Origin of the sequence: Pseudomonas extremaustralis (assembly GCF_900102035.1) — a bacterium.
Classification (GTDB): Bacteria; Pseudomonadota; Gammaproteobacteria; order Pseudomonadales; family Pseudomonadaceae; genus Aquipseudomonas; species Aquipseudomonas extremaustralis.
Map to the genome: position 1 here is coordinate 4,402,053 of NZ_LT629689.1, position 20,713 is coordinate 4,422,765.

Sequence of the window (20,713 nt, forward strand, 5' to 3'; positions counted from 1 at the left end):
GCCCGCAATCCGTAGGACGCGGGCCTTTTTTCAACTCATCGGGCGCTCGGCGCCAAACGAATCACTTGTTGAGGTTGTAGTCTTTTTCCGCAGCATCAAAGCGCTTGAGCATACCGGGCGTCGGTTCGCCCAGCTTGCTCACGATGTAGATCGCCAGGCTGGAGAAGATAAAGCCTGGGATGATTTCGTACAGGCCCAGCACCTCGAAATGCTTCCACACCATTACGGTGATCGCACCGACCAGGATGCCGGCCAGTGCGCCGTTGCGGGTCATCTGTTTCCAGATCACCGAAATCAGCACCACCGGGCCGAACGCCGCGCCGAAACCGGCCCAGGCGTAGCTCACCAGACCCAGCACTCGGCTGCCCGGGTTGGTGGCCAAGATGATGGCGACCAAGGCCACCAGCAGCACCATGGCACGGCCGACCCACACCAGTTCAGCCTGGGAGGCGGCGTTCCCGCGCAGGAACGCCTTGTAGAAGTCTTCGGTCAGGGCACTGGAACACACCAGCAGTTGGCAGCTCAAGGTGCTCATGACCGCCGCCAGGATGGCCGACAGCAGGATACCCGCGATCCATGGGTTGAACAGCAGCTTGGCCAGCTCGATGAATATGCGCTCATGGTTGGCGTTTACTGGGCCGGCGACTTCAGGGTGCGCAGAGAAGTAAGCGATACCGAAGAAGCCCACGGCCACGGTGCCGCCCAGGCACAGGATCATCCAGGTCATGGAGATGCGACGCGCGTTGGCGATCGACTTCACCGAATCCGCCGCCATGAAGCGCGCCAGGATGTGCGGTTGGCCGAAGTAACCCAGGCCCCAGCCCAGCAGGGAAATGATGCCGATGAAGCTGCCGTTTTTCAGCATGTCGAAGTTTTCGGGGTTCTGGGCTTCGATCGCCAGGAACGTGGTATCGACACCGCCAGTGGCCAGCAGCACCATGATCGGCGTCAGGATCAGCGCGAAGATCATCAGGGTGGCTTGTACGGTATCGGTCCAGCTCACTGCCAGGAAACCGCCCACGAAAGTGTAGGCAATGGTCGCCGCCGCACCGGCCCACAGCGCTGCCTCGTAGGACATGCCGAAGGTGCTTTCGAACAGGCGACCACCGGCCACGATGCCAGAGGCGCAATAGACGGTGAAGAACACCAGGATCACCACGGCGGAGATGATCCGCAGCAGGCCGCTTTCATCTTCGAAGCGGCTGGAGAAGTAGTCCGGCAGCGTCAGGGCGTCGCCGTTGTGCTCGGTCTGTACCCGCAGGCGACCGGCCACGAACAGCCAGTTGAGGTAGGCACCGACGATCAGGCCGATGGCGATCCAGCTTTCCGACAGGCCGGACAGGTAGATCGCGCCTGGCAGGCCCATCAACAACCAGCCGCTCATATCGGAAGCGCCGGCCGACAGAGCTGTCACCACACTGCCGAGGCTGCGACCGCCGAGGATGTAGTCGGAAAGGTTGTTGGTGGAGCGATAGGCCATGAAGCCGATCAGCACCATTGCTGCGATGTAGATCACGAAGGTGATCAGGGTGGGATTGCTAACGCTCATAAGGAGTGACGCCCTGGCTTTGTTTTTATGTAGCGGCGGTCTGTCAGACGGCCACCCGCTGGAAGCAGGTGAACGTAACTGCATGCCGCGCATTTATGACTGACGTTTCCCCAGGAAAGCCGCCAGCCGATGAACCACGCCGCTGGAGTGGTTGCACCTTGGCCGCGAATGCTATTCAACAAAGCAAATGAGGTGCAACCAGTTTCTTGCGAATAAGTTGCACCTTGGTGTGTTTTGCTGAAAACACCCCGCTTTTGCTCCTTTTCGGAGCAAGAACAGCCGATCTCAGAAGCAAATGCACCAAATCGAAGCGGATTCGGTCGAGCGCAGGAATTTTTCCGCCTGAGCGGTGAAAATTTCATGCGCAAAAAGGGTTGCACCCGGTTGCACCTCTTCCAGAGCGAAGCTAATCTTGCCGCCAGCTGATGCCACGCGGTAGTGGCACCCATGAGGATAAGAAAATGGCGACGACCACCCTTGGGGTCAAACTCGACGACCCGACCCGCGAACGCCTGAAAGCGGCCGCGACCTCCATTGATCGCACGCCGCACTGGCTGATCAAGCAGGCGATTTTCAATTACCTGGAGAAACTCGAGGGTGGTGCAACCCTGGCCGAGCTCAACGGTTTGAGCAACAAGGAAGCCGATGACGCTGGCGAGGTCCAGGCCGACCACGCCCACCAGTGCTTCTTGGAGTTCGCCGAGAGCATCCTGCCCCAATCCGTACTGCGCGCTTCCATTACCGCCGCTTACCGCCGCCCCGAGCCGGAAGTGGTGCCGATGCTGATCGAACAGGCGCGCCTGCCGGCCGAGATGGCCGAAGCCACCAACAAGCTGGCCGCCTCGATTGCCGAAAAGCTGCGTAACCAGAAGAGTGCCGGCGGCCGTGCCGGTATTGTTCAGGGGCTGCTGCAAGAATTTTCCCTGTCGTCCCAGGAAGGCGTGGCGCTGATGTGCCTGGCCGAAGCGCTGCTGCGCATCCCGGACAAAGGCACCCGCGATGCCCTGATCCGCGACAAGATCAGCACCGGCAACTGGCAGCCGCACTTGGGCAACAGCCCGTCGCTGTTCGTCAATGCCGCCACCTGGGGCCTGCTGCTGACCGGCAAACTGGTCGCCACCCACAACGAAACCGGCCTGACCTCGTCCCTGAGCCGCATCATCGGCAAGAGCGGCGAGCCGATGATCCGCAAGGGCGTCGACATGGCCATGCGCCTGATGGGCGAGCAGTTCGTCACCGGCGAAACCATCGCCGAAGCCCTGGCCAACGCGAGCAAATTCGAAGCCAAGGGTTTCCGCTATTCCTACGACATGCTCGGTGAAGCCGCCCTCACCGAACACGACGCGCAGAAGTACCTGGCCTCGTACGAACAAGCCATTCACTCCATCGGCAAAGCCTCCAACGGCCGTGGGATTTATGAAGGCCCGGGCATTTCCATCAAGCTGTCGGCCCTGCACCCGCGCTACAGCCGCGCCCAGTACGAGCGCGTGATGGATGAGCTGTACCCGCGCCTGCTGTCCCTGACCCTGCTGGCCAAGCAATACGACATCGGTTTGAACATCGACGCCGAAGAGGCCGACCGCCTGGAGCTGTCCCTGGACCTGCTCGAACGCTTGTGCTTCGAGCCACAACTGACCGGCTGGAACGGCATCGGTTTCGTGATCCAGGCCTACCAGAAACGTTGCCCGTATGTGATCGACTACGTCATCGACCTGGCGCGCCGCAGCCGCCACCGCCTGATGATCCGCCTGGTGAAAGGCGCGTACTGGGATAGCGAAATCAAACGCGCCCAGGTCGACGGCCTGGAAGGCTACCCGGTGTATACCCGCAAGGTGTACACCGACGTTTCCTACATCGCCTGTGCACGCAAACTGCTGTCGGTGCCGGAAGCCATCTACCCGCAATTCGCCACGCACAACGCCCACACCTTGTCGGCCATTTACCATATTGCCGGTCAGAACTATTACCCCGGCCAGTACGAGTTCCAATGCCTGCACGGCATGGGCGAACCGCTGTACGAGCAGGTCGTCGGCAAAGTGGCCGAAGGCAAGCTGAACCGTCCGTGCCGCGTGTACGCGCCGGTCGGTACCCACGAAACCTTGCTGGCCTACCTGGTCCGTCGCCTGCTGGAAAACGGCGCCAACACCTCGTTCGTCAACCGTATTGCCGACCAGTCCATCTCGATCCAGGAGCTGGTGGCCGATCCAGTGGCCAGCATCGAGCAGATGGCGACGCTGGAAGGCGGCTTCGGCCTGCCGCACCCGCGTATCCCGCTGCCGCGCGACCTGTATGGCAGCGACCGCGCCAACTCGGCCGGTATCGACTTGGCCAACGAACACCGCCTGGCCTCGCTGTCCTGCGCCCTGCTGGCGACCGCCCACAACCACTGGAAAGCCGCGCCGATGCTCGGTTGCGCCGCCAGCCAGCAAACGCCTCAACCGGTACTCAACCCCTCCGACCTGCGGGATGTGGTCGGCCATGTACAGGAAGCCACCGTCGAAGACGTCGACAACGCCATCCAGTGCGCGATCAACGCCGGCCCGATCTGGCAGGCCACCCCGCCCGCCGAACGCGCCGCGATCCTGGAACGTGCCGCCGATCTGATGGAAGGCGAGATCCAGCCGCTGATGGGCCTGCTGGCCCGCGAAGCCGGCAAGACCTTTGCCAACGCCATCGCCGAAGTGCGTGAAGCCGTCGACTTCCTGCGTTACTACGCGGTGCAGGCCCGCAACGATTTCACCAACGACGCCCACCGCCCGTTGGGCCCGGTGGTGTGTATCAGCCCGTGGAACTTCCCGCTGGCGATTTTCAGTGGCCAGGTCGCTGCGGCGCTGGCTGCCGGTAACCCGGTATTGGCCAAGCCTGCGGAGCAAACCCCGCTGGTGGCTGCCCAAGCCGTACGTATCCTGCTCGAAGCCGGTATTCCGCAAGGTGTGCTGCAACTGCTGCCGGGCCAGGGCGAAAGCGTCGGTGCGCGGCTGGTCGGCGATGATCGCGTCAAAGGCGTGATGTTCACAGGTTCCACCGAAGTCGCGCGCCTACTGCAACGCAGCGTCGCCGGGCGCCTGGATGCCCAGGGGCGTCCGATCCCGCTGATCGCCGAAACCGGCGGCCAGAACGCCATGATCGTCGACTCCTCGGCGCTGACCGAACAAGTGGTTATCGACGTGGTGTCCTCCGCGTTCGACAGTGCCGGCCAACGTTGCTCGGCCTTGCGTGTGCTGTGCTTGCAGGAAGATTCGGCAGACCGCGTCATCGAAATGCTCAAGGGCGCCATGGCTGAATGCCGTCTCGGCAACCCGGAACGCCTGTCGGTGGATATCGGCCCGGTGATCGACGCCGAAGCCAAGGCCGGCATCGAGAAACATATCCAGGCCATGCGTGACAAAGGCCGCACGGTGTACCAGGTGGCGATCGCCGACGGCGACGAGATCAAGCGCGGCACCTTCGTGATGCCGACCCTGATCGAGCTGGAAAGCTTCGACGAGTTGCAGCGGGAGATCTTCGGCCCGGTGCTGCACGTGGTGCGCTACAAGCGCAAGGAGATCGACCAGCTCATCGCGCAAATCAATGCGTCCGGCTACGGCCTGACCCTGGGTGTGCACACGCGCATCGACGAAACCATCGCCAAGGTGATCGACAACGTCCATGCCGGTAACGTTTACGTGAACCGCAACATCGTCGGTGCCGTGGTCGGCGTGCAGCCATTCGGCGGCGAAGGCCTGTCGGGTACCGGTCCGAAAGCCGGTGGCCCGCTGTACCTGTACCGCCTGCTGTCGACACGTCCTACCGATGCGATCGAGCAATCCTTCGTACGCGGTGATGCGTTGTGCGCACCGGACGTGCGCCTGCGCGATGCCATGAGCCCAGCGTTGACCGCCCTGAAAACCTGGGCCGACAGCCATCAGTTCAGCAGCCTGAGCGCCCTGTGCACGCAGTTCGCCGCGCAGTCGCAAAGCGGTATCACCCGCCAACTGGCCGGCCCGACCGGTGAGCGCAACAGCTACGCCATCCTGCCCCGCGAGCACGTGCTGTGCCTGGCGGACGTGGAAGGCGATCTGCTGACCCAACTGGCGGCCGTGCTGGCGGTTGGCGGTTCGGCGGTATGGCCGGAAACCGAGCTGACCAAGGCCTTGTTCCCACGCCTGCCGCGAGACATTCAGGCGAAGATCAAGCGTGTGGCCGACTGGACCAAGGACGACGTGGTGTTCGATGCGGTCCTGCACCACGGCGATTCCGACCAACTGCGCGCGGTTTGCCAGCAAGTGGCCCAGCGCAGTGGGGCGATTGTCGGGGTACACGGCTTGTCCCAGGGCGAGACGGCGATTGCGCTGGAACGCCTGGTGATCGAACGGGCCTTGAGCGTCAACACCGCGGCGGCAGGCGGTAACGCCAGTCTGATGACCATCGGCTGACGGATGACTGATTGTGAGAGGGGGCCTGCCCCCTCCCACATCGACCTTCTGCTCCTCCATCACCCAGATCAATCTTGCTATCCAGCCTCTATTCGCGCACTTAGACTCAGGCCCATTCCCACACAGGTGAGCCGCCATGTCCGAGACGCTACTCAGTTCCCGCAATCTGGCTTTCGAGCTGTACGAAGTCCTCGATGCCGAGGGCCTGACCCAGCGCGAGCGGTTTGCCGAGCACAACCGCGAGACCTTCGATGCCGCGATCAGCACCGCGCGCAGCATCGCCGAAAAACACTTCGCGCCCCACAACCGCAAGAACGACGAAAACGAACCGCGCTATGAGGACGGTAAGGCGATTCTGATTCCGGAAGTGAAACCCGCCGTGGATGCCTTCCTCGAAGCCGGCTTCCTGAATGCCGCGCGCAGTTTCGAAGCCGGCGGCATGCAGTTGCCGACGTTGCTGTCCCAGGCCTGCTTTGCGCACTTTCAATCCGCCAACGCAGCGTCCACGTCCTACCCGTTCCTGACCATGGGTGCGGCCAACCTGATCGAAAGCTTCGGCACCGAAGAGCAGAAACAACGCTTCTTGCAGCCAATGATCGAGGGGCGTTTCTTCGGCACCATGGCCCTGACCGAACCCCACGCCGGTTCTTCCCTGTCGGACATCCGCACCCGCGCCGAACCTGCGGCTGACGGCAGTTATCGGCTCAAGGGCAACAAGATCTTCATCTCCGGCGGCGATCACCCGCTGTCGGAAAACATCGTGCACATGGTGCTGGCCAAACTGCCGGACGCGCCGGCCGGGGTGAAGGGCATTTCGCTGTTTATCGTGCCCAAATTCCTGGTCAACGACGACGGCAGCCTGGGCGAGCGCAACGATGTGCTGCTGGCCGGGTTGTTTCACAAGATGGGCTGGCGCGGTACCACGTCCACCGCGCTGAATTTCGGCGATAACGGCCACTGCGTCGGCTACCTGGTGGGCAAACCGCACCAGGGCCTGAGCTGCATGTTCCAGATGATGAACGAGGCGCGCATCGGCGTCGGCATGGGCGCGGTCATGCTCGGTTACGCCGGCTACCTTTATTCACTGGAATACGCCCGCGAACGTCCCCAAGGCCGCCTGCCCGACAGCAAAGACCCGAGCACCGCGCCGGTGGCGATCATCCAGCACGCCGACATCAAGCGCATGCTGCTGACGCAAAAGGCTTACGTGGAAGGCGCCTTCGACCTTGGCCTGTACGCCGCGCGGCTGTTCGACGACACCACGACCCTGGCGTCGGAGACCGAGCGCAGGCAGGCCCACGAACTGCTCGACCTGTTGACTCCCATTGTCAAATCCTGGCCATCGGAGTTCTGCCTCAAGGCCAACGAACTGGCGATCCAGATCCTCGGCGGCCACGGCTACACCCGCGAATACCCGGTGGAGCAGTACTACCGCGACAACCGCCTGAACCCGATCCACGAAGGTACCCATGGCATCCAGTCCCTGGACCTGCTGGGGCGCAAGCTGGCGCAGAACGGCGGCGCGGGCCTCAAGCAATTGATTCGGTTGATCGCCAACACCGGCGCACGGGCCCATGAATACCCCGCGCTGACCGCCTTGAGAGAACCACTGGAACAGTTGGTCGCTCGCCTGCAAAGCGTGACGATGGGCCTGCTGATCGATCTTGGCCAAGGCAAGGTCAACAGCAGCCTGGCGAACTCGGCGCTGTACCTGAAGGTATTCGGGCACACGGTGATTGGCTGGCGCTGGCTGGAACAGGCGATTCGCGCCGAAGAAGGCTTGGCCAAGGGCAATGCCGCGGATGTGGCCTTCTATAAAGGCAAGCTCCAGGCCGCCCGGTACTTCCTGACCTGGGAAGTACCGAGCTGCCATCATGAACTGGCGATTCTGGAGGCACGCGATGATACGTGCCTGGGTATGCAGGATGAGTGGTTCTAAGGTGTTCCGATCACCTTGGAAATCACCTCGACCGTGGCGCTGACTTGCTCTTGGTAACGGTCGAGTTCCTGCTGGTGCGCCTGCTGCAGTTCGATCTGCTCGGCGCACAGGTTCAGCGCGGCCAGCACCAATAATTTGTCACCGATCAGGGTCGGGTACTTTTTCTTGGTGGTGGCAAGGGACGCCTTGAGCATGGTCACGGCGTGCATCAGGGTTTTGTCTTCCCCGGCCGGCGCCTTGATCGAGTAATCCTCTCCGAGAATCGAAACGACCTTTATCCCTTCATTCATGCGCTGACAGGCCCTGCGCTGACACGCTCAACCAGCGCCTGGATACGCGCGACGGTGGTGCCGTTCTTTTCTTCCTGCTCCATCAGGTTCAGTTGCAGGCTGTCGTTCTCATCCTTGGCGCGGGCCAGTTCGGCCTTGAGCGCTTCGTTGCTGCCCAGCAGTTCCTGGTTCTGCTGTACCAGGTCGTTGACCAGTTGTTCCAATTGGCTGAGGGATGCTTCTAACATTTTGATTTCTCGGGTTTTTCAAAGGGCGGTGACGATAAAGAAAATTCACCTCGCAAGCCAGGGTTATCCCTGGCACGCAGCTCGTTTTTTAAGGGCCGGGCCACGCGTTCGAGCCTTAGTGACTGCATTTCCCCCATCTGGTTCCTGAATTCGCCCGCCCCCTCGTCAGATACGAAAAAACCCACGGCCCACTTAAGACTTTAGTCGCACGACCGATAGAGAGGGATACCCCGTACCAGGACTCCCGCATATCACTTCGTCAAATGAATATCGCGCCGCGCGCCTTCCTCGGCTTCACACTGATTGGCGCACTCATGTTGTTTCTCGGGGTATTCGCCCTGCACCAAATGAGCAAAATCCGCGCTGCGGCAGAAGACATCACCCTGTCCAGCGTCCCGAGCATTCGCGCCCTTGACGAGTTCACCCAACTGACATTGCGCCTGCGGGTGCTGTCGTACCGCCTGCTGACCAACCGCGAGCCGCAGGTGCAGCAACAAACCCTGGAAACCCTCGACCTGCGCAACCAGCAGATCCGCACCGCCCAGGGCGTCTACGAAAAACTCATCGAAGGCAACGAAGAACGGGCGGCCTACGACGAATATGTGCGCCTGCTCGGCCAGTACCATCAGATCGAAGAGCGCATGAAGAGCTTGTCGCGGGCCAATCAGGTCGAAGAACTGCGCAACTTGCTCAATACCGAATTGCTAAGCAATGCCGATCAGATCAACGCGGTGCTGACACGCCTGCTGGACATCAATAACAAGATGGCCCTGGCCACCAATCAACAGGCCGAAAATCAATACGACCTGGCCTTTGATCTGGTGGTGGGGCTGCTGGTCATCGCCACCACCCTTACCCTGCTGTTCGCCTGGCTGCTGACCCGCAGCATTACCCAGCCAATCGCCCAGGCACTGGATGCCGCCGAAGAAATCGCCGATGGCAACCTGACACGCCCGATCAAGGTCGACGGCGACGACGAAGCCGGTCGCCTGCTGGCCGCCATGGCCAAGATGCAGGACAAGCTGCGCGACACCCTGCAACGTATCGCCGGCTCGGCCACCCAACTGGCTTCGGCCGCCGAAGAACTCAACGCTGTCACCGACGAAAGCGCCCGTGGCCTGACCCGGCAAAACAACGAAATCGAACAGGCCGCCACCGCTGTCAACGAAATGACCAGCGCCGTGGAAGAAGTCGCGCGCAACGCGGTGAGCACCTCCGAGGCCTCGCGCAACGCCACCACGTCTGCCGGTGACGGCCGTGACTTGGTGCAGGAAACCGTCAGCGCCATCGAACGCATGAGCGGCGACGTGCAGGCCACGGCCACCCTGATCGGCGACCTGGCCAACGAATCCCGTGACATCGGCAAGGTCCTCGACGTGATTCGCGGCCTGGCCGACCAGACCAACCTGCTGGCCCTGAACGCGGCAATTGAGGCCGCGCGCGCCGGGGAAGCCGGCCGGGGCTTTGCGGTGGTGGCCGATGAGGTGCGGGCGCTGGCCCATCGCACCCAGCAGTCCACCAGCGAAATCGAGCGGATGATCGGCAGCATCCAGGCCGGCACCGAACACGCGGTGGATTCGATGCGCAACAGCACCGAGCGCGCCGAATCGACGCTGAACATCGCCAGGGGCGCCGGAATGTCGCTGGATACGATCAACACGGCGATTGTCGAGATCAACGAACGTAACCTGGTGATCGCCAGCGCGGCGGAAGAACAGGCACAGGTGGCGCGGGAAGTGGACCGTAATCTGGTGAACATTCGCGATCTGTCGGTGCAGTCAGCGACCGGCGCCGGCCAGACCAGCGCGGCGAGCGGCGAGTTGTCGCGCCTGGCGGTGGATCTGAACGGAATGGTCGGACGGTTTCGCCTCTGACCCCTCTGTAGAGCCGGCAAGCCGGCTCTACAGGGTTTATCCGCACAAGCTTTTGACAGCGCGGCAATTCAACAGGTTAGAATCGCTGGCACGCAGACTGCATGGTCAGTGTGCGCCTCGCCTTATTTTTTGCTCATGGAGTACTGCCTTTGAATGCGACGACCATCAACAGCCTGTTCTTGATCGGCGCGTTGCTGGTGAGTGCGAGCATTCTGGTGAGTTCCCTTTCGTCCCGCCTGGGCATCCCGATCCTGGTGATCATCCTGGCCGTGGGCATGGTCGCCGGCGTCGACGGCGGCGGCATCATCTTCGACAACTACCCGACCGCCTACCTGGTGGGCAACCTCGCCCTGGCCGTGATCCTGCTTGACGGCGGCTTGCGCACACGGGTGGCGAGTTTCCGCGTGGCGCTGTGGCCGGCATTGTCGCTGGCCACGGTGGGGGTGTTGATTACCACCGGCCTCACCGGCATGGCCGCGGCCTGGCTGTTCAACCTCAATATCATTCAAGGCTTGCTGATCGGCGCGATCGTCGGCTCCACCGACGCCGCCGCTGTGTTCTCGCTGCTCGGCGGCAAGGGGCTTAACGAACGGGTCAGCGCCAGCCTGGAAATCGAATCCGGCAGCAACGACCCGATGGCGGTGTTCCTCACCGTTACCCTGATCGACATGCTCGCCAGCGGCGAGACCGGCCTGCACTGGAACCTGCTGATGCACCTGGTGCGCGAGTTCGGCATCGGTGGCCTGATCGGCCTGGGCGGTGGCTGGTTGATGCTGCAGATGGTCAACCGCATCAACCTGGCCAACGGCCTGTACCCGATCCTGGTAATCGCCGGCGGCCTGTTCGTCTTCGCCCTCACCAACGCCCTGCACGGCAGCGGCTTCCTCGCCGTGTACCTGTGCGGCCTGGTGATCGGCAACCGCCCGGTGCGCAGCCGCCATGGCATTTTGCACATGCTCGACGGCATGGCCTGGCTGGCGCAGATCGGCATGTTCCTGGTGCTGGGGCTGCTGGTCACGCCCCATGATCTGCTGCCGATTGCGCTGCCGGCCCTGGGCCTGGCGCTGTGGATGATCCTGTTCGCGCGGCCGCTGTCGGTGATGGTCGGCCTGCTGCCGTTCAAAGCGTTCCATGACCGCGAAAAAGCCTTTATCGCCTGGGTCGGCCTGCGCGGCGCGGTGCCGATCATCCTGGCGGTGTTCCCGCTGATGGCCGGCCTGCCCCATGCGCAACTGTATTTCAACCTGGCGTTCTTTATCGTGCTGGTGTCGCTCTTGGTGCAGGGCACGAGCCTGCCGTGGGTCGCCAAGCTGCTGAAAGTCACCGTACCGCCGGACCCCGCGCCGATTTCCCGGGCGGCCCTGGAAGTGCACGTCACCAGCGAGTGGGAGCTGTTCGTCTATCGGCTGGGCGCAGAAAAATGGTGCATCGGCGCGGCCCTGCGCGAGCTGAAAATGCCCGAGGGCACACGGATCGCGGCACTGTTCCGTGGTCAGCAATTGCTCCACCCGTCGGGTAGTACGGTGCTGGAAGTCGGCGACCTGCTCTGCGTGATCGGCCACGAACACAACCTGCCGGCCCTGGGCAAATTGTTCAGCCAGGCGCCGCAACGCGGTCTGGATCTGCGCTTCTTCGGCGACTTCGTGCTCGAGGGCGATGCCCAGCTGGGCGCGGTGTCCGCCCTGTATGGCCTGCAACTGGAGGGCATTGACCCGGACATGCCACTGAGCCACTTCATCACCCAGAAAGTCGGCGGCGCGCCAGTGGTAGGCGACCAGGTGGAATGGAACAACACCATCTGGACGGTCGCGGTCATGGACGGGAACAAGATCGGCAAAGTCGGCGTCAGATTCCCCGAAGGAAGTCGCCCGGGCCCCGGACTCTTCCTCTAAACTGCGGGGCGACAACGCCCCGATTCTTCACCTTGCTCGACCGGTCTCTATGCCAACCCTGCGCACTTTCCTCGCCACTGCCCTGCTGGGCCTGACCCTTTGTCTCGGCAGCGTCCACGCCGCCGAGCCGCCCAGCGCCGACGCCATCCAGCAAACCCTGGACAAGCTGCCCGACCGCAAGCTGCCCGACGCCGACATGAAGGCGCTGCAGTCGATCCTGCAACAGACCCTGACCTACCTGGGCAACAAGCAGGATTACGAGCAGCGCCTCACCGACCTCAAGCGCCAGCTGGATGACGCGCCGCGCCAGACCACCGAGAACCAGCGCGAGCTGACCCGCCTCAAGGCGACCAAGGTCATTCCGGTGGCCCAACGCTACGCCACCCTGCCGGTGCCGCAACTCGAGCAACTGCTGGTGCAGCGCACCACCCAGCAAGGCGACCTGCAAAAAGACCTGGCCGAAGCCAACAGCCTGACCATCGCCGCCCAGACCCGCCCCGAGCGCGCCCAGACCGAAATCAGCAGCAGCCAGACACGCATCCAGCAGATCAATGCGACCCTCAAGGCCGGCAAAGACAATGGCAAAACCCTCAGCGCCGACCAGCGCAACCAGCTGAACGCCGAACTGGCGTCGCTCAATGCACTGATCCCGCTGCGCCGCCAGGAACTGGCCGGCAACAGCCAACTGCAAGACCTGGGCAACAGCCAGCACGACCTGGTGGTGGAAAAGACCGCGCGCCTGGAACAAGAGATCCAGGACCTGCAAACCCTGATCAACCAGAAACGCCTGGCACAGTCCCAACAGACTGTGACCCAGCAATCCATCGAAGCGCAGAAAGCCGGCGGCAGCAGCCTCCTGGCCACGGAAAGCGCGGCCAACCTGAAGCTGTCCGACTACCTGCTCAAAAGCACCGACCGCCTCAACGACCTGACCCAGAAAAACCTGCAGACCAAGCAGCAACTGGACACCGTGACCCAGAGCGATTCGGCCCTGGACGAACAGATCAACGTGCTCAAGGGCAGCCTGCTGCTTTCCAAGATCCTCTATAAGCAAAAACAGGCGTTGCCGCGCCTGACCGTGGACCGCGACCTGGCGGACGACATCGCCAACATTCGCCTGTACCAGTTCGAGGTCAACCAGCAACGCGAGTTGATCAGTTCCCCCAGCACCTATGTGGATAACCTGCTCGCCAACCAGCCACCGGAAGACGTCACCCCGCAACTGCGCCGGACCCTGCTGGAACTGGCGATCACCCGAAGCGACCTGCTCGAGCGCCTGAGCCGTGAGCTGAGCGCGTTGCTGAACGAATCCATCACCCTGCAACTGAACCAGAAGCAACTGCTGAGCACCGCGACGACGCTGCGCGCGACCCTCGATGAGCAAATGTTCTGGATTCCCAGCAACAAGCCCCTGGACACCGAGTGGCTGGAGACCATCCCGGCGCACCTGAGCAAACAAGTCGCCACCCTGCCCTGGGCCTCCAGCATCAGCGAGTTGTACGACGGCCTGACCCAGCGCCCGCTGCTGTTCCTGCCATTGTTGCTATTGATCGGCGCCCTGCTGTGGCGGCGCAACGCCCTGTACGCACGGCTGAAAAAGGTCCACCTGGACATTGGCCACTTCAAGCGCGACAGCCAGTGGCACACGCCCCAGGCGATCCTGGTCAACATCCTGCTGGCCATGCCGGTGGCCCTGGGCCTGGCGCTGTGCGGCTACGCCCTGCAAATCGACGCCCGGGGGCAGAACGCCAACCTCGGCGCGGCCTTGTTGCAGATCGCCCAGGCCTGGCTGGTGTTCTACACCGCCTACCGCATCCTCGCGCCGGGCGGCGTGGCCGAACTGCACTTTCGCTGGGAGAAACCCCAGGTCGAATTCCTCCAGGACTGGGTACGCAAGCTCGGGCTGGTGGTGCTGGCCCTGGTGGCCGTGGTGGCGATCGCCGAACACCAACCGGCGGCGCTGGCCGACGACGTGCTGGGCATCGCCGTGGTGCTGCTGTGCTACGCGCTGATGACCTGGCTGCTGGGCCGCCTGCTGATGCACAGCCCGACCCACGAAAAGGCCTCGCTGTTTCGCAAAGCCATGGGCCTGGTGTTTACCGCCCTGCCCATCGCCCTGTTTATCGCCGTGTGCTTTGGCTACTACTACACCGCGCTCAAGCTCAGTGACCGACTGATCAACACCCTGTATCTGCTGATGTTGTGGCTGGTGATCGAAGCCACTTTCGTGCGTGGCCTGGGAGTCGCCGCACGGCGCCTGGCCTATGCCCGCGCCCTAGCCAAACGCCAGGCCGCTAAGGAAGCCGGTGAAGGCGAAGCGGTGATCGAAGAGCCGACCCTGGACATCGAGCAGGTCAACGACCAGTCCATGCGCCTGATCCGCCTGGCTTTGCTCGGCGGCTTTATCGCCGCGCTGTACTGGGTCTGGTCCGACCTGATCTCGGTATTTTCCTACCTGGACAACGTCACCCTCTACGAATACACCAGCGGCACCGGCGCCAATGTCAGCATGGTGCCCATCAGCATCGGCGACCTGCTCGGCGCGCTGATCATCATCGGTATCACCTTTGCCCTGGCGCGCAACCTGCCCGGCCTGCTGGAAGTGCTGGTGCTGTCCAAGCTGGAACTGGCCCAGGGCAGCGCCTATGCCACCACCACCCTGCTGTCCTATGTGATTGCCGGTGTGGGCTTCGTGTCGACCCTGTCGACCCTCGGCGTGAGCTGGGACAAACTGCAATGGCTGGTGGCCGCGCTGTCGGTGGGGTTGGGCTTCGGCATGCAGGAGATCTTCGCCAACTTCATCTCCGGCATCATGATCCTGTTCGAGCGCCCGGTACGCATCGGCGACACGATCACCATCGGCAACCTGTCGGGCACGGTGAGCAAGATCCGCATCCGCGCCACCACCATCACCGACTTCGACCGCAAGGACATCATTGTCCCGAACAAGACGTTCATTACCGGGCAACTGATCAACTGGTCGCTGACTGACACCATCACCCGCGTCACCCTCAAGCTGGGCGTGGACTACGGCTCCGACCTCGATCTGGTGAAGGAACTGTTGCTCAAGGCCGCGCGGGAAAACCCACGGGTGCTGAAGGACCCGGAGCCCCACGTGTACTTCCTCAACTTCGGCGAAAGCACCCTCGACCACGAACTGCGCATGCATGTGCGAGACCTGGGCGACCGCAACCCGGTGGTCGACGAAGTGAACCGCTTCATCAACCGCGAGTTCAAGAAGTACCACATCAACATCTCGTTCCGGCAGATGGAGGTGTACCTCAAGAACCTCCACGGCCAGGAATACAAACTGGTCGAAGTCGACACCCCCGCCAAGCCCGCCAACGACGGCGGTGTGCAAGAACCGCCACCGAGCAAACTCGACTAAACGCCCTATCCCCAGCAGAATGCTCGGACATTCTGCTGGAGATGGCCGGTGAAAGCCCTCGACGAACTGACCTTCGACAACCGCTTCGCACGCTTGGGCGACGCGTTTTCGACCCACGTACTGCCTGAACCCCTCGACGAGCCGCGCCTGGTGGTGGCGAGCCCCGCCGCCATGGCCCTGCTCGACCTCGAGCCGGCGGTGGCCGAGACGCCGGTGTTCGCCGAACTGTTCGGCGGCCACAAGCTGTGGGCCGAAGCCGAGCCGCGGGCGATGGTGTATTCCGGGCATCAGTTCGGCGGCTACACCCCGCAATTGGGCGATGGCCGCGGGCTGTTGCTGGGCGAGGTGTATAACGCCGCCGGCGAGCACTGGGACCTGCACCTCAAGGGCGCCGGGCAGACGCCATACTCGCGCATGGGCGACGGGCGTGCGGTGCTGCGCTCCTCGATCCGTGAGTTCCTGGCCTCGGAAGCGCTGCACGCGCTGGGCATCCCCAGCAGCCGCGCGCTCTGTGTGATCGGCTCCAACACTCCGGTGTGGCGGGAAAAACAGGAACGCGGCGCGATGGTGCTGCGTTTGGCCAACAGCCATATCCGCTTCGGCCATTTCGAATATTTCTACTACACCAAGAAGCCCGAACAGCAGGCCGAACTGGCCGAGCATGTGTTGAAGCTGCATTACCCCGAATGCCGCGAACAACCCGAGCCGTACCTGGCGATGTTCCGCGAAATCGTCGAGCGCAACGCCGAAATGATCGCCAAATGGCAGGCTTATGGCTTTTGCCATGGGGTGATGAACACCGACAACATGTCGATCCTGGGCATCACCTTCGACTTCGGGCCCTTTGCGTTTCTCGACGACTTCGACGCGCACTTCATCTGCAACCATTCCGATCACGACGGGCGTTACTCGTTCAGCAATCAGGTGCCCATCGGCCAATGGAACCTCAGCGCACTGGCCCAGGCGCTCACGCCGTTCATCAGCGTCGATGCCTTGAAAGAAACCCTTGGCCTCTACCTGCCGCTGTATCAGGCCCACTACCTGGACCTGATGCGCCGCCGGCTGGGGCTGACCACCGCCGAAGACGATGACCAGAAGCTGGTGGAACGCTTGCTCAAACTGATGCAGAACAGTGGCGTGGATTACACGCTGTTCTTCCGCCGCCTGGGGGACGAGCCGGCGGCGCTGGCCGTGACGCGCCTGCGCGATGATTTTGTCGACAGGGCCGGGTTCGATGCCTGGGCCGAGCTATACACCGCCCGCATTGCCCGGGATGGAGATGACACCGAAGCACAGCGCCGTGCGCGGATGCACGCGGTGAACCCGCTGTACATCCTGCGCAACTACCTCGCACAAAACGCCATTACCGCCGCCGAGTCAGGCGATTACAGCGAAGTGCGACGGCTGCATGAGGTGCTTTCCAAGCCGTTCGAGGAGCAAGCGGGGATGGAGCAATACGCCCAGCGGCCGCCGGATTGGGGCAAGCATTTGGAGATCAGTTGTTCGTCGTAGAGTCGGCTAGATGAACGTCTCCACGTCAACACCACTGACGATGGGCATCGGACGATGCTCGTGATCGTAGGCTTCGATCCAGTCACTGAGAATATCCACCAGACTCATAAGCGGATTTGAAAACAGAACACGCTCCCACGCCTTGATAAACCCCAGACCGGACTCCAAATAGGATCCATTGGCCAGTCTCAAAGGAGCGCCACCATGTCCAACCCTCTCGTCATTCCCTGCCCGCATTGCAACGGCCTGAACCGCATCCCCAGCGAACGCCTGGGCGACGCGCCGAAATGCGGGCGTTGCAAGCAGCCGGTGTTGTTGAACAAACCTTTTGAACTGAAACAGGGCGACTACGCCAGCCAGATCAAGGGCGACCTGCCGTTGCTGGTGGATGTGTGGGCCGATTGGTGCGGGCCATGCAAGTCGTTTGCGCCGGTGTTCGAGCAGGCCGCGGCGCAGCTCACGGGCAAGTGCCGGCTGGCCAAGCTGGACAGCGAGGCCAACCAGCAGTTGTCGGCGCAGTTGGGGATTCGTTCGATCCCCAGTTTGATTCTGTTCAAGAACGGCCGCGAAGTAGCGCGCCAGAGCGGAGCGTTTCCCTTGCCGCAACTGATGAGCTGGTTGCGTAGCCAAGGGGTGTAACCCGCTCTAAAGCGCACGACTGAACAATGTGGGAGGGGGCTTGCTCCCGATAGCGATGGATCAGTCAACACATCAGGCCCTGACACACCGCCATCGGGAGCAAGCCCCCTCCCACATGGGTTCTGCGGTGTGTCTCAGATCAGGCGTTTTCCAGCAGGTTGTGCAGTTCCACAAACTGCAAGGTCAGTTTGTGCCGTGGGTCCAGGTGGATCAGCGGTTTGTTCTCCTGGTGCGACTCGCGCATGCGCACCGAGCTGGCCAGGTACACCGGCAACACCGGCAAGCCCTCGGCGATCAACTCCTCGAGCATCTGTTGCGGCAGGCTCGCCCGCGCCTGGAACTGGTTGACCACAATGCCTTCCACCTCAAGGCCTTCGTTGTGGTCTTCCTTCAGCTCTTCGATTTCAGCCAGCAGGCCATACAGCGCCTGACGGGAAAAGCTGTCGCAATCGAAGGGGATCAGTACACGATCAGCAGCGATCAACGCCGAAACCGCGTAAAAATTCAGTGCTGGCGGCGTATCCAGGTAAATCCGGTCGTAATCTTCGCTCAGCTCGTCCAACAATTTTCGCAACTTGTTGATCTTGTGCTTGGCCTCCAGCTTGGGCTGCAGGTCTGCCAGCTCGGCCGTGGCGGTGATCACATGCAGGTTATCGAACGGCGTTTCGTAGATATCGACACGGTTCTTCTTTGAAAACGGCCCGGACGACAGGGTTTGCTTGAAGAATTCGGCAATGCCCATCGGGATATCGTCGCCGGTCAGCCCGGTAAGGTACTGGGTGGAATTGGCTTGTGCATCGAGGTCCACCAACAGGGTCCGATAGCCTTCACTGGCGCTGACCGCCGCCAGGTTGCAGGCGATGCTGGACTTGCCAACGCCGCCTTTCTGATTGAACACCACGCGCCGCATGGAAAAACCTCCGTGTATCAATGAATGTCCGAGTGTAGAGGGCAAAAGTGCCTGTTAGCTACCTCGTTCATCCATGCATTGCTGCATGACGGGTAGACATTAGTAATGGCCTCTACAAATAAAAAGGAAACGTCCGACAAACCAGCCGTCCCCTGGCAAAGGGCAATCGGCAAACCTTTCCACCGTCGCCTGTGCACAAAGTTTGCTAGAACCCCACGGCACCGGGATAATGCGCGCCATCCGGCGATTGCTCCCTGTCCCGGTATTCGGGGCCAAAAGCCGCACATGGAAGCCCGCAGGGGCGGGATAACCTCTCAGTGATCACTTTCAATATCGCCCAATGGCGCGCCTGGGCCCCCGGCCTGGAAAGCGCGGACGACTGGCACGCCTGGAGCCAGGCCCCGGCATTGCTGCCCGCCAGCGACGCTTGCCCCGACGTGTCGTTCCTGCCGGCCATGCAGCGCCGTCGCCTGAGCCGCCTGGCGCGCATGGCCTTCAGCGTCGGCTGGCCACTGGCCGAGGGCCTGCCGGACTTGCCCCTGGTGTTTATTTCCCGGCATGGCGAAACCCCGCGCACCCTCGACATCCTCAGCGACCTGGCCAACGACCAGCCATTGTCGCCAACCCAGTTCAGCCTGTCGGTGCATAACGCGGTGATCGGCCTGTGGTCGATCCTGCGCAATGAAACCGCGGAAATGACCGCCCTCGCCGCCGCCGGCGACGGCCTCGAGCATGGCATGCTCGAAGCCGCCGCACTGCTCAACGAAGGCGCCCCGGCCGTGCTGCTGGTGATCAGCGAAGAACAGCCGCCCGACGCCTATGCCGGCTGGATCTCGGATGTGCCCTTCCCCTATGCCCTCGGCCTGCTGCTGACCCCAGGCGACGAGTGGCAACTGGAACTTACCCACGGCAGTGTCCAACCCACTCACACCCAGTGGCCCCACGCCCTGAATCTGCTGCGCACCCTGCTCACTGAGCAGGTCGCCTGCCAACATGCCTGGAAGAATCGTGTATGGAACTGGCAACGCAAGCCATGACCGCCAAACCGCGGGACGCCTATTACTGGCGCCTGTTCGCGACCGCCGCCAGCTTCGCGCTGTTCGGCTTCGGCGGCCTGTGCCTGCGTTTGCTGGTGTTTCCCCTGCTCAGTTGCCTGCCGGGGAACGCAGACAAACACCGCCGCCGCGCCCGCCACATGATCAGTTGGCTGTTCTGGTTCTTTATCCGCCTGATGCGCCGCGCCGGCGTGCTGACCTACAGCGTCGAAGGCGCCGAGCACCTCGGGCGCCCGGGCCAGATGATCATCGCCAACCACCCGTCGCTGATCGACGTGGTGTTCCTGATCGGCCTGGTGCGCCAGGCCAACTGCGTGGTCAAGCAGAGCCTGTGGCAGAACCCCTTCACCCGCGGTCCGGTGCGCGACGCGGGCTATATCAGCAACGACGGCAGCGCCGAGATGCTCGATGCCGCCGCCGGCGCCCTGCAAGCCGGCCAGACCCTGATCATCTTTCCCGAAGGCACGCGCACCACACCCGGCGCGACACCTGCCTTTCATCGCGGCGCCGCCGCCATTGCCTTGCGCGGTGCGACAATCATCACCCCCGTCGTGATCAAGGTCAGCCCCACCACCCTGACCAAAGCCGAACCCTGGTATCGCATCCCCAAACGTCGCGTGCACTTCAGTTTGCGCGTGGGTGCCGATATAGAACCACAGGCCTTTGCTGCGCTCGGGCCTGCACCCCAGGCTTCACGCAAGCTCAACGATTACCTGCACCACTATTTCATTAAGGAGCTCGCCGAAGATGAGCGACCAACACCGCCTTGAGCACGATATAAAAACGCTGATCATCGAGGCCCTGGGCCTGGAAGACATCAGCGCCGACGATATCGGCAGCGATCAAACCCTGTTCGGCGAAGGCCTGGGCCTGGATTCGGTAGACGCCCTGGAATTGGGCCTGGCGATCCAGAAAAAGTACGGCATCAAGATCGATGCCGACGCCAAGGACACCCGCAATCACTTCACCAACGTGGCCAGCCTTGCGGCGTTCGTCACGGCTAGACAGGCAGCTTGAGACCGT

13 protein-coding genes and 3 pseudogenes are annotated in these 20,713 nt (G+C 62.4%); 11 read left to right on the top strand and 5 right to left on the bottom strand.

Annotation, left to right across the window (positions count from 1 at the left end; translation table 11 throughout):
- Window positions 1-61: 61 nt before the first annotated feature.
- Entirely contained in the window at window positions 62-1,549 is a 1,488-nt protein-coding gene (gene putP, locus BLR63_RS20290) for a sodium/proline symporter PutP (protein ID WP_010563253.1), read from the bottom strand.
- 461 nt (window positions 1,550-2,010) lie between these two features.
- Between putP and putA the strand changes: the two genes are divergently transcribed.
- Both putA and BLR63_RS20300 read left to right on the top strand, forming a co-directional pair.
- Window positions 2,011-5,964 (top strand): trifunctional transcriptional regulator/proline dehydrogenase/L-glutamate gamma-semialdehyde dehydrogenase, encoded by a 3,954-nt coding sequence (gene putA, locus BLR63_RS20295; protein ID WP_010563252.1) that lies wholly within the window; start codon window positions 2,011-2,013, stop codon window positions 5,962-5,964.
- Window positions 5,965-6,100: 136 nt separating this feature from the next.
- Window positions 6,101-7,903 carry an acyl-CoA dehydrogenase gene (locus tag BLR63_RS20300; RefSeq protein WP_010563251.1) on the top strand — a complete coding sequence of 601 codons (1,803 nt, stop codon included), beginning with the start codon at window positions 6,101-6,103 and terminating at the stop codon, window positions 7,901-7,903.
- Here BLR63_RS20300 and BLR63_RS20305 read toward each other — a convergent pair.
- Together BLR63_RS20305 and BLR63_RS20310 are read right to left on the bottom strand one after the other, a co-directional pair.
- Entirely contained in the window at window positions 7,900-8,193 is a 294-nt protein-coding gene (locus BLR63_RS20305; protein WP_010563250.1) for a cell division protein ZapA, read from the bottom strand. The genes BLR63_RS20300 and BLR63_RS20305 overlap by 4 nt on opposite strands.
- Window positions 8,190-8,420: a hypothetical protein gene (locus BLR63_RS20310; protein WP_010563249.1), complete on the bottom strand. Its 231-nt coding sequence runs from the start codon at window positions 8,418-8,420 to the stop codon at window positions 8,190-8,192. Before BLR63_RS20310 ends, BLR63_RS20305 begins: the two co-directional genes overlap by 4 nt.
- Before the next feature lie 314 nt (window positions 8,421-8,734).
- On the opposite strand from BLR63_RS20310, the pseudogene BLR63_RS32450 reads away from it, so the two are divergent.
- The 5 genes and pseudogenes from BLR63_RS32450 to selO all read left to right on the top strand — a co-directional run.
- Window positions 8,735-9,391: pseudogene (locus tag BLR63_RS32450) on the top strand (MCP four helix bundle domain-containing protein); the annotation flags it as partial.
- A 303-nt stretch (window positions 9,392-9,694) separates the two neighbouring features.
- Window positions 9,695-10,294 (top strand): annotated as a pseudogene (locus tag BLR63_RS32455) (methyl-accepting chemotaxis protein); the annotation flags it as partial.
- Window positions 10,295-10,443: 149 nt separating this feature from the next.
- Window positions 10,444-12,186: a potassium/proton antiporter gene (locus BLR63_RS20320; RefSeq protein WP_010563247.1), complete on the top strand. Its 1,743-nt coding sequence runs from the start codon at window positions 10,444-10,446 to the stop codon at window positions 12,184-12,186.
- Between the two features lie 49 nt (window positions 12,187-12,235).
- On the top strand, window positions 12,236-15,574 hold the full coding sequence (mscK, locus tag BLR63_RS20325; RefSeq protein ID WP_010563246.1) for a mechanosensitive channel MscK: 3,339 nt from the start codon (window positions 12,236-12,238) through the stop codon (window positions 15,572-15,574).
- Window positions 15,575-15,622: 48 nt separating this feature from the next.
- Window positions 15,623-17,086 (top strand): protein adenylyltransferase SelO, encoded by a 1,464-nt coding sequence (gene selO / locus BLR63_RS20330; protein WP_010563245.1) that lies wholly within the window; start codon window positions 15,623-15,625, stop codon window positions 17,084-17,086.
- Between the two features lie 21 nt (window positions 17,087-17,107).
- Here selO and BLR63_RS31935 read toward each other — a convergent pair.
- Window positions 17,108-17,206 (bottom strand): annotated as a pseudogene (locus BLR63_RS31935) (transcriptional regulator); the annotation flags it as partial.
- 84 nt (window positions 17,207-17,290) lie between these two features.
- Between BLR63_RS31935 and trxC the strand changes: the two are divergent.
- Window positions 17,291-17,725, top strand: a complete 435-nt coding sequence (gene trxC, locus BLR63_RS20335) for a thioredoxin TrxC (protein ID WP_010563243.1) — start codon at window positions 17,291-17,293, stop codon at window positions 17,723-17,725.
- A 139-nt stretch (window positions 17,726-17,864) separates the two neighbouring features.
- Here the strand turns inward: trxC and BLR63_RS20340 are convergent, their stop codons facing one another.
- Window positions 17,865-18,635: a ParA family protein gene (locus tag BLR63_RS20340; RefSeq protein ID WP_010563242.1), complete on the bottom strand. Its 771-nt coding sequence runs from the start codon at window positions 18,633-18,635 to the stop codon at window positions 17,865-17,867.
- A 317-nt stretch (window positions 18,636-18,952) separates the two neighbouring features.
- On the opposite strand from BLR63_RS20340, the gene BLR63_RS20345 reads away from it, so the two are divergent.
- From BLR63_RS20345 to BLR63_RS20355, 3 genes are read left to right on the top strand one after another with little or no spacing between them, the layout of a single operon-like run.
- Complete coding sequence (locus tag BLR63_RS20345) at window positions 18,953-19,672, top strand: beta-ketoacyl synthase chain length factor (protein WP_010563241.1); 720 nt, start codon at window positions 18,953-18,955, stop codon at window positions 19,670-19,672.
- Window positions 19,648-20,460, top strand: a complete 813-nt coding sequence (locus BLR63_RS20350; RefSeq protein ID WP_010563240.1) for a lysophospholipid acyltransferase family protein — start codon at window positions 19,648-19,650, stop codon at window positions 20,458-20,460. The genes BLR63_RS20345 and BLR63_RS20350 overlap by 25 nt, the downstream gene beginning before the upstream one ends.
- Window positions 20,438-20,707 (top strand): phosphopantetheine-binding protein, encoded by a 270-nt coding sequence (locus BLR63_RS20355; RefSeq protein WP_010563239.1) that lies wholly within the window; start codon window positions 20,438-20,440, stop codon window positions 20,705-20,707. The genes BLR63_RS20350 and BLR63_RS20355 overlap by 23 nt, the downstream gene beginning before the upstream one ends.
- Window positions 20,708-20,713: the final 6 nt, after the last annotated feature.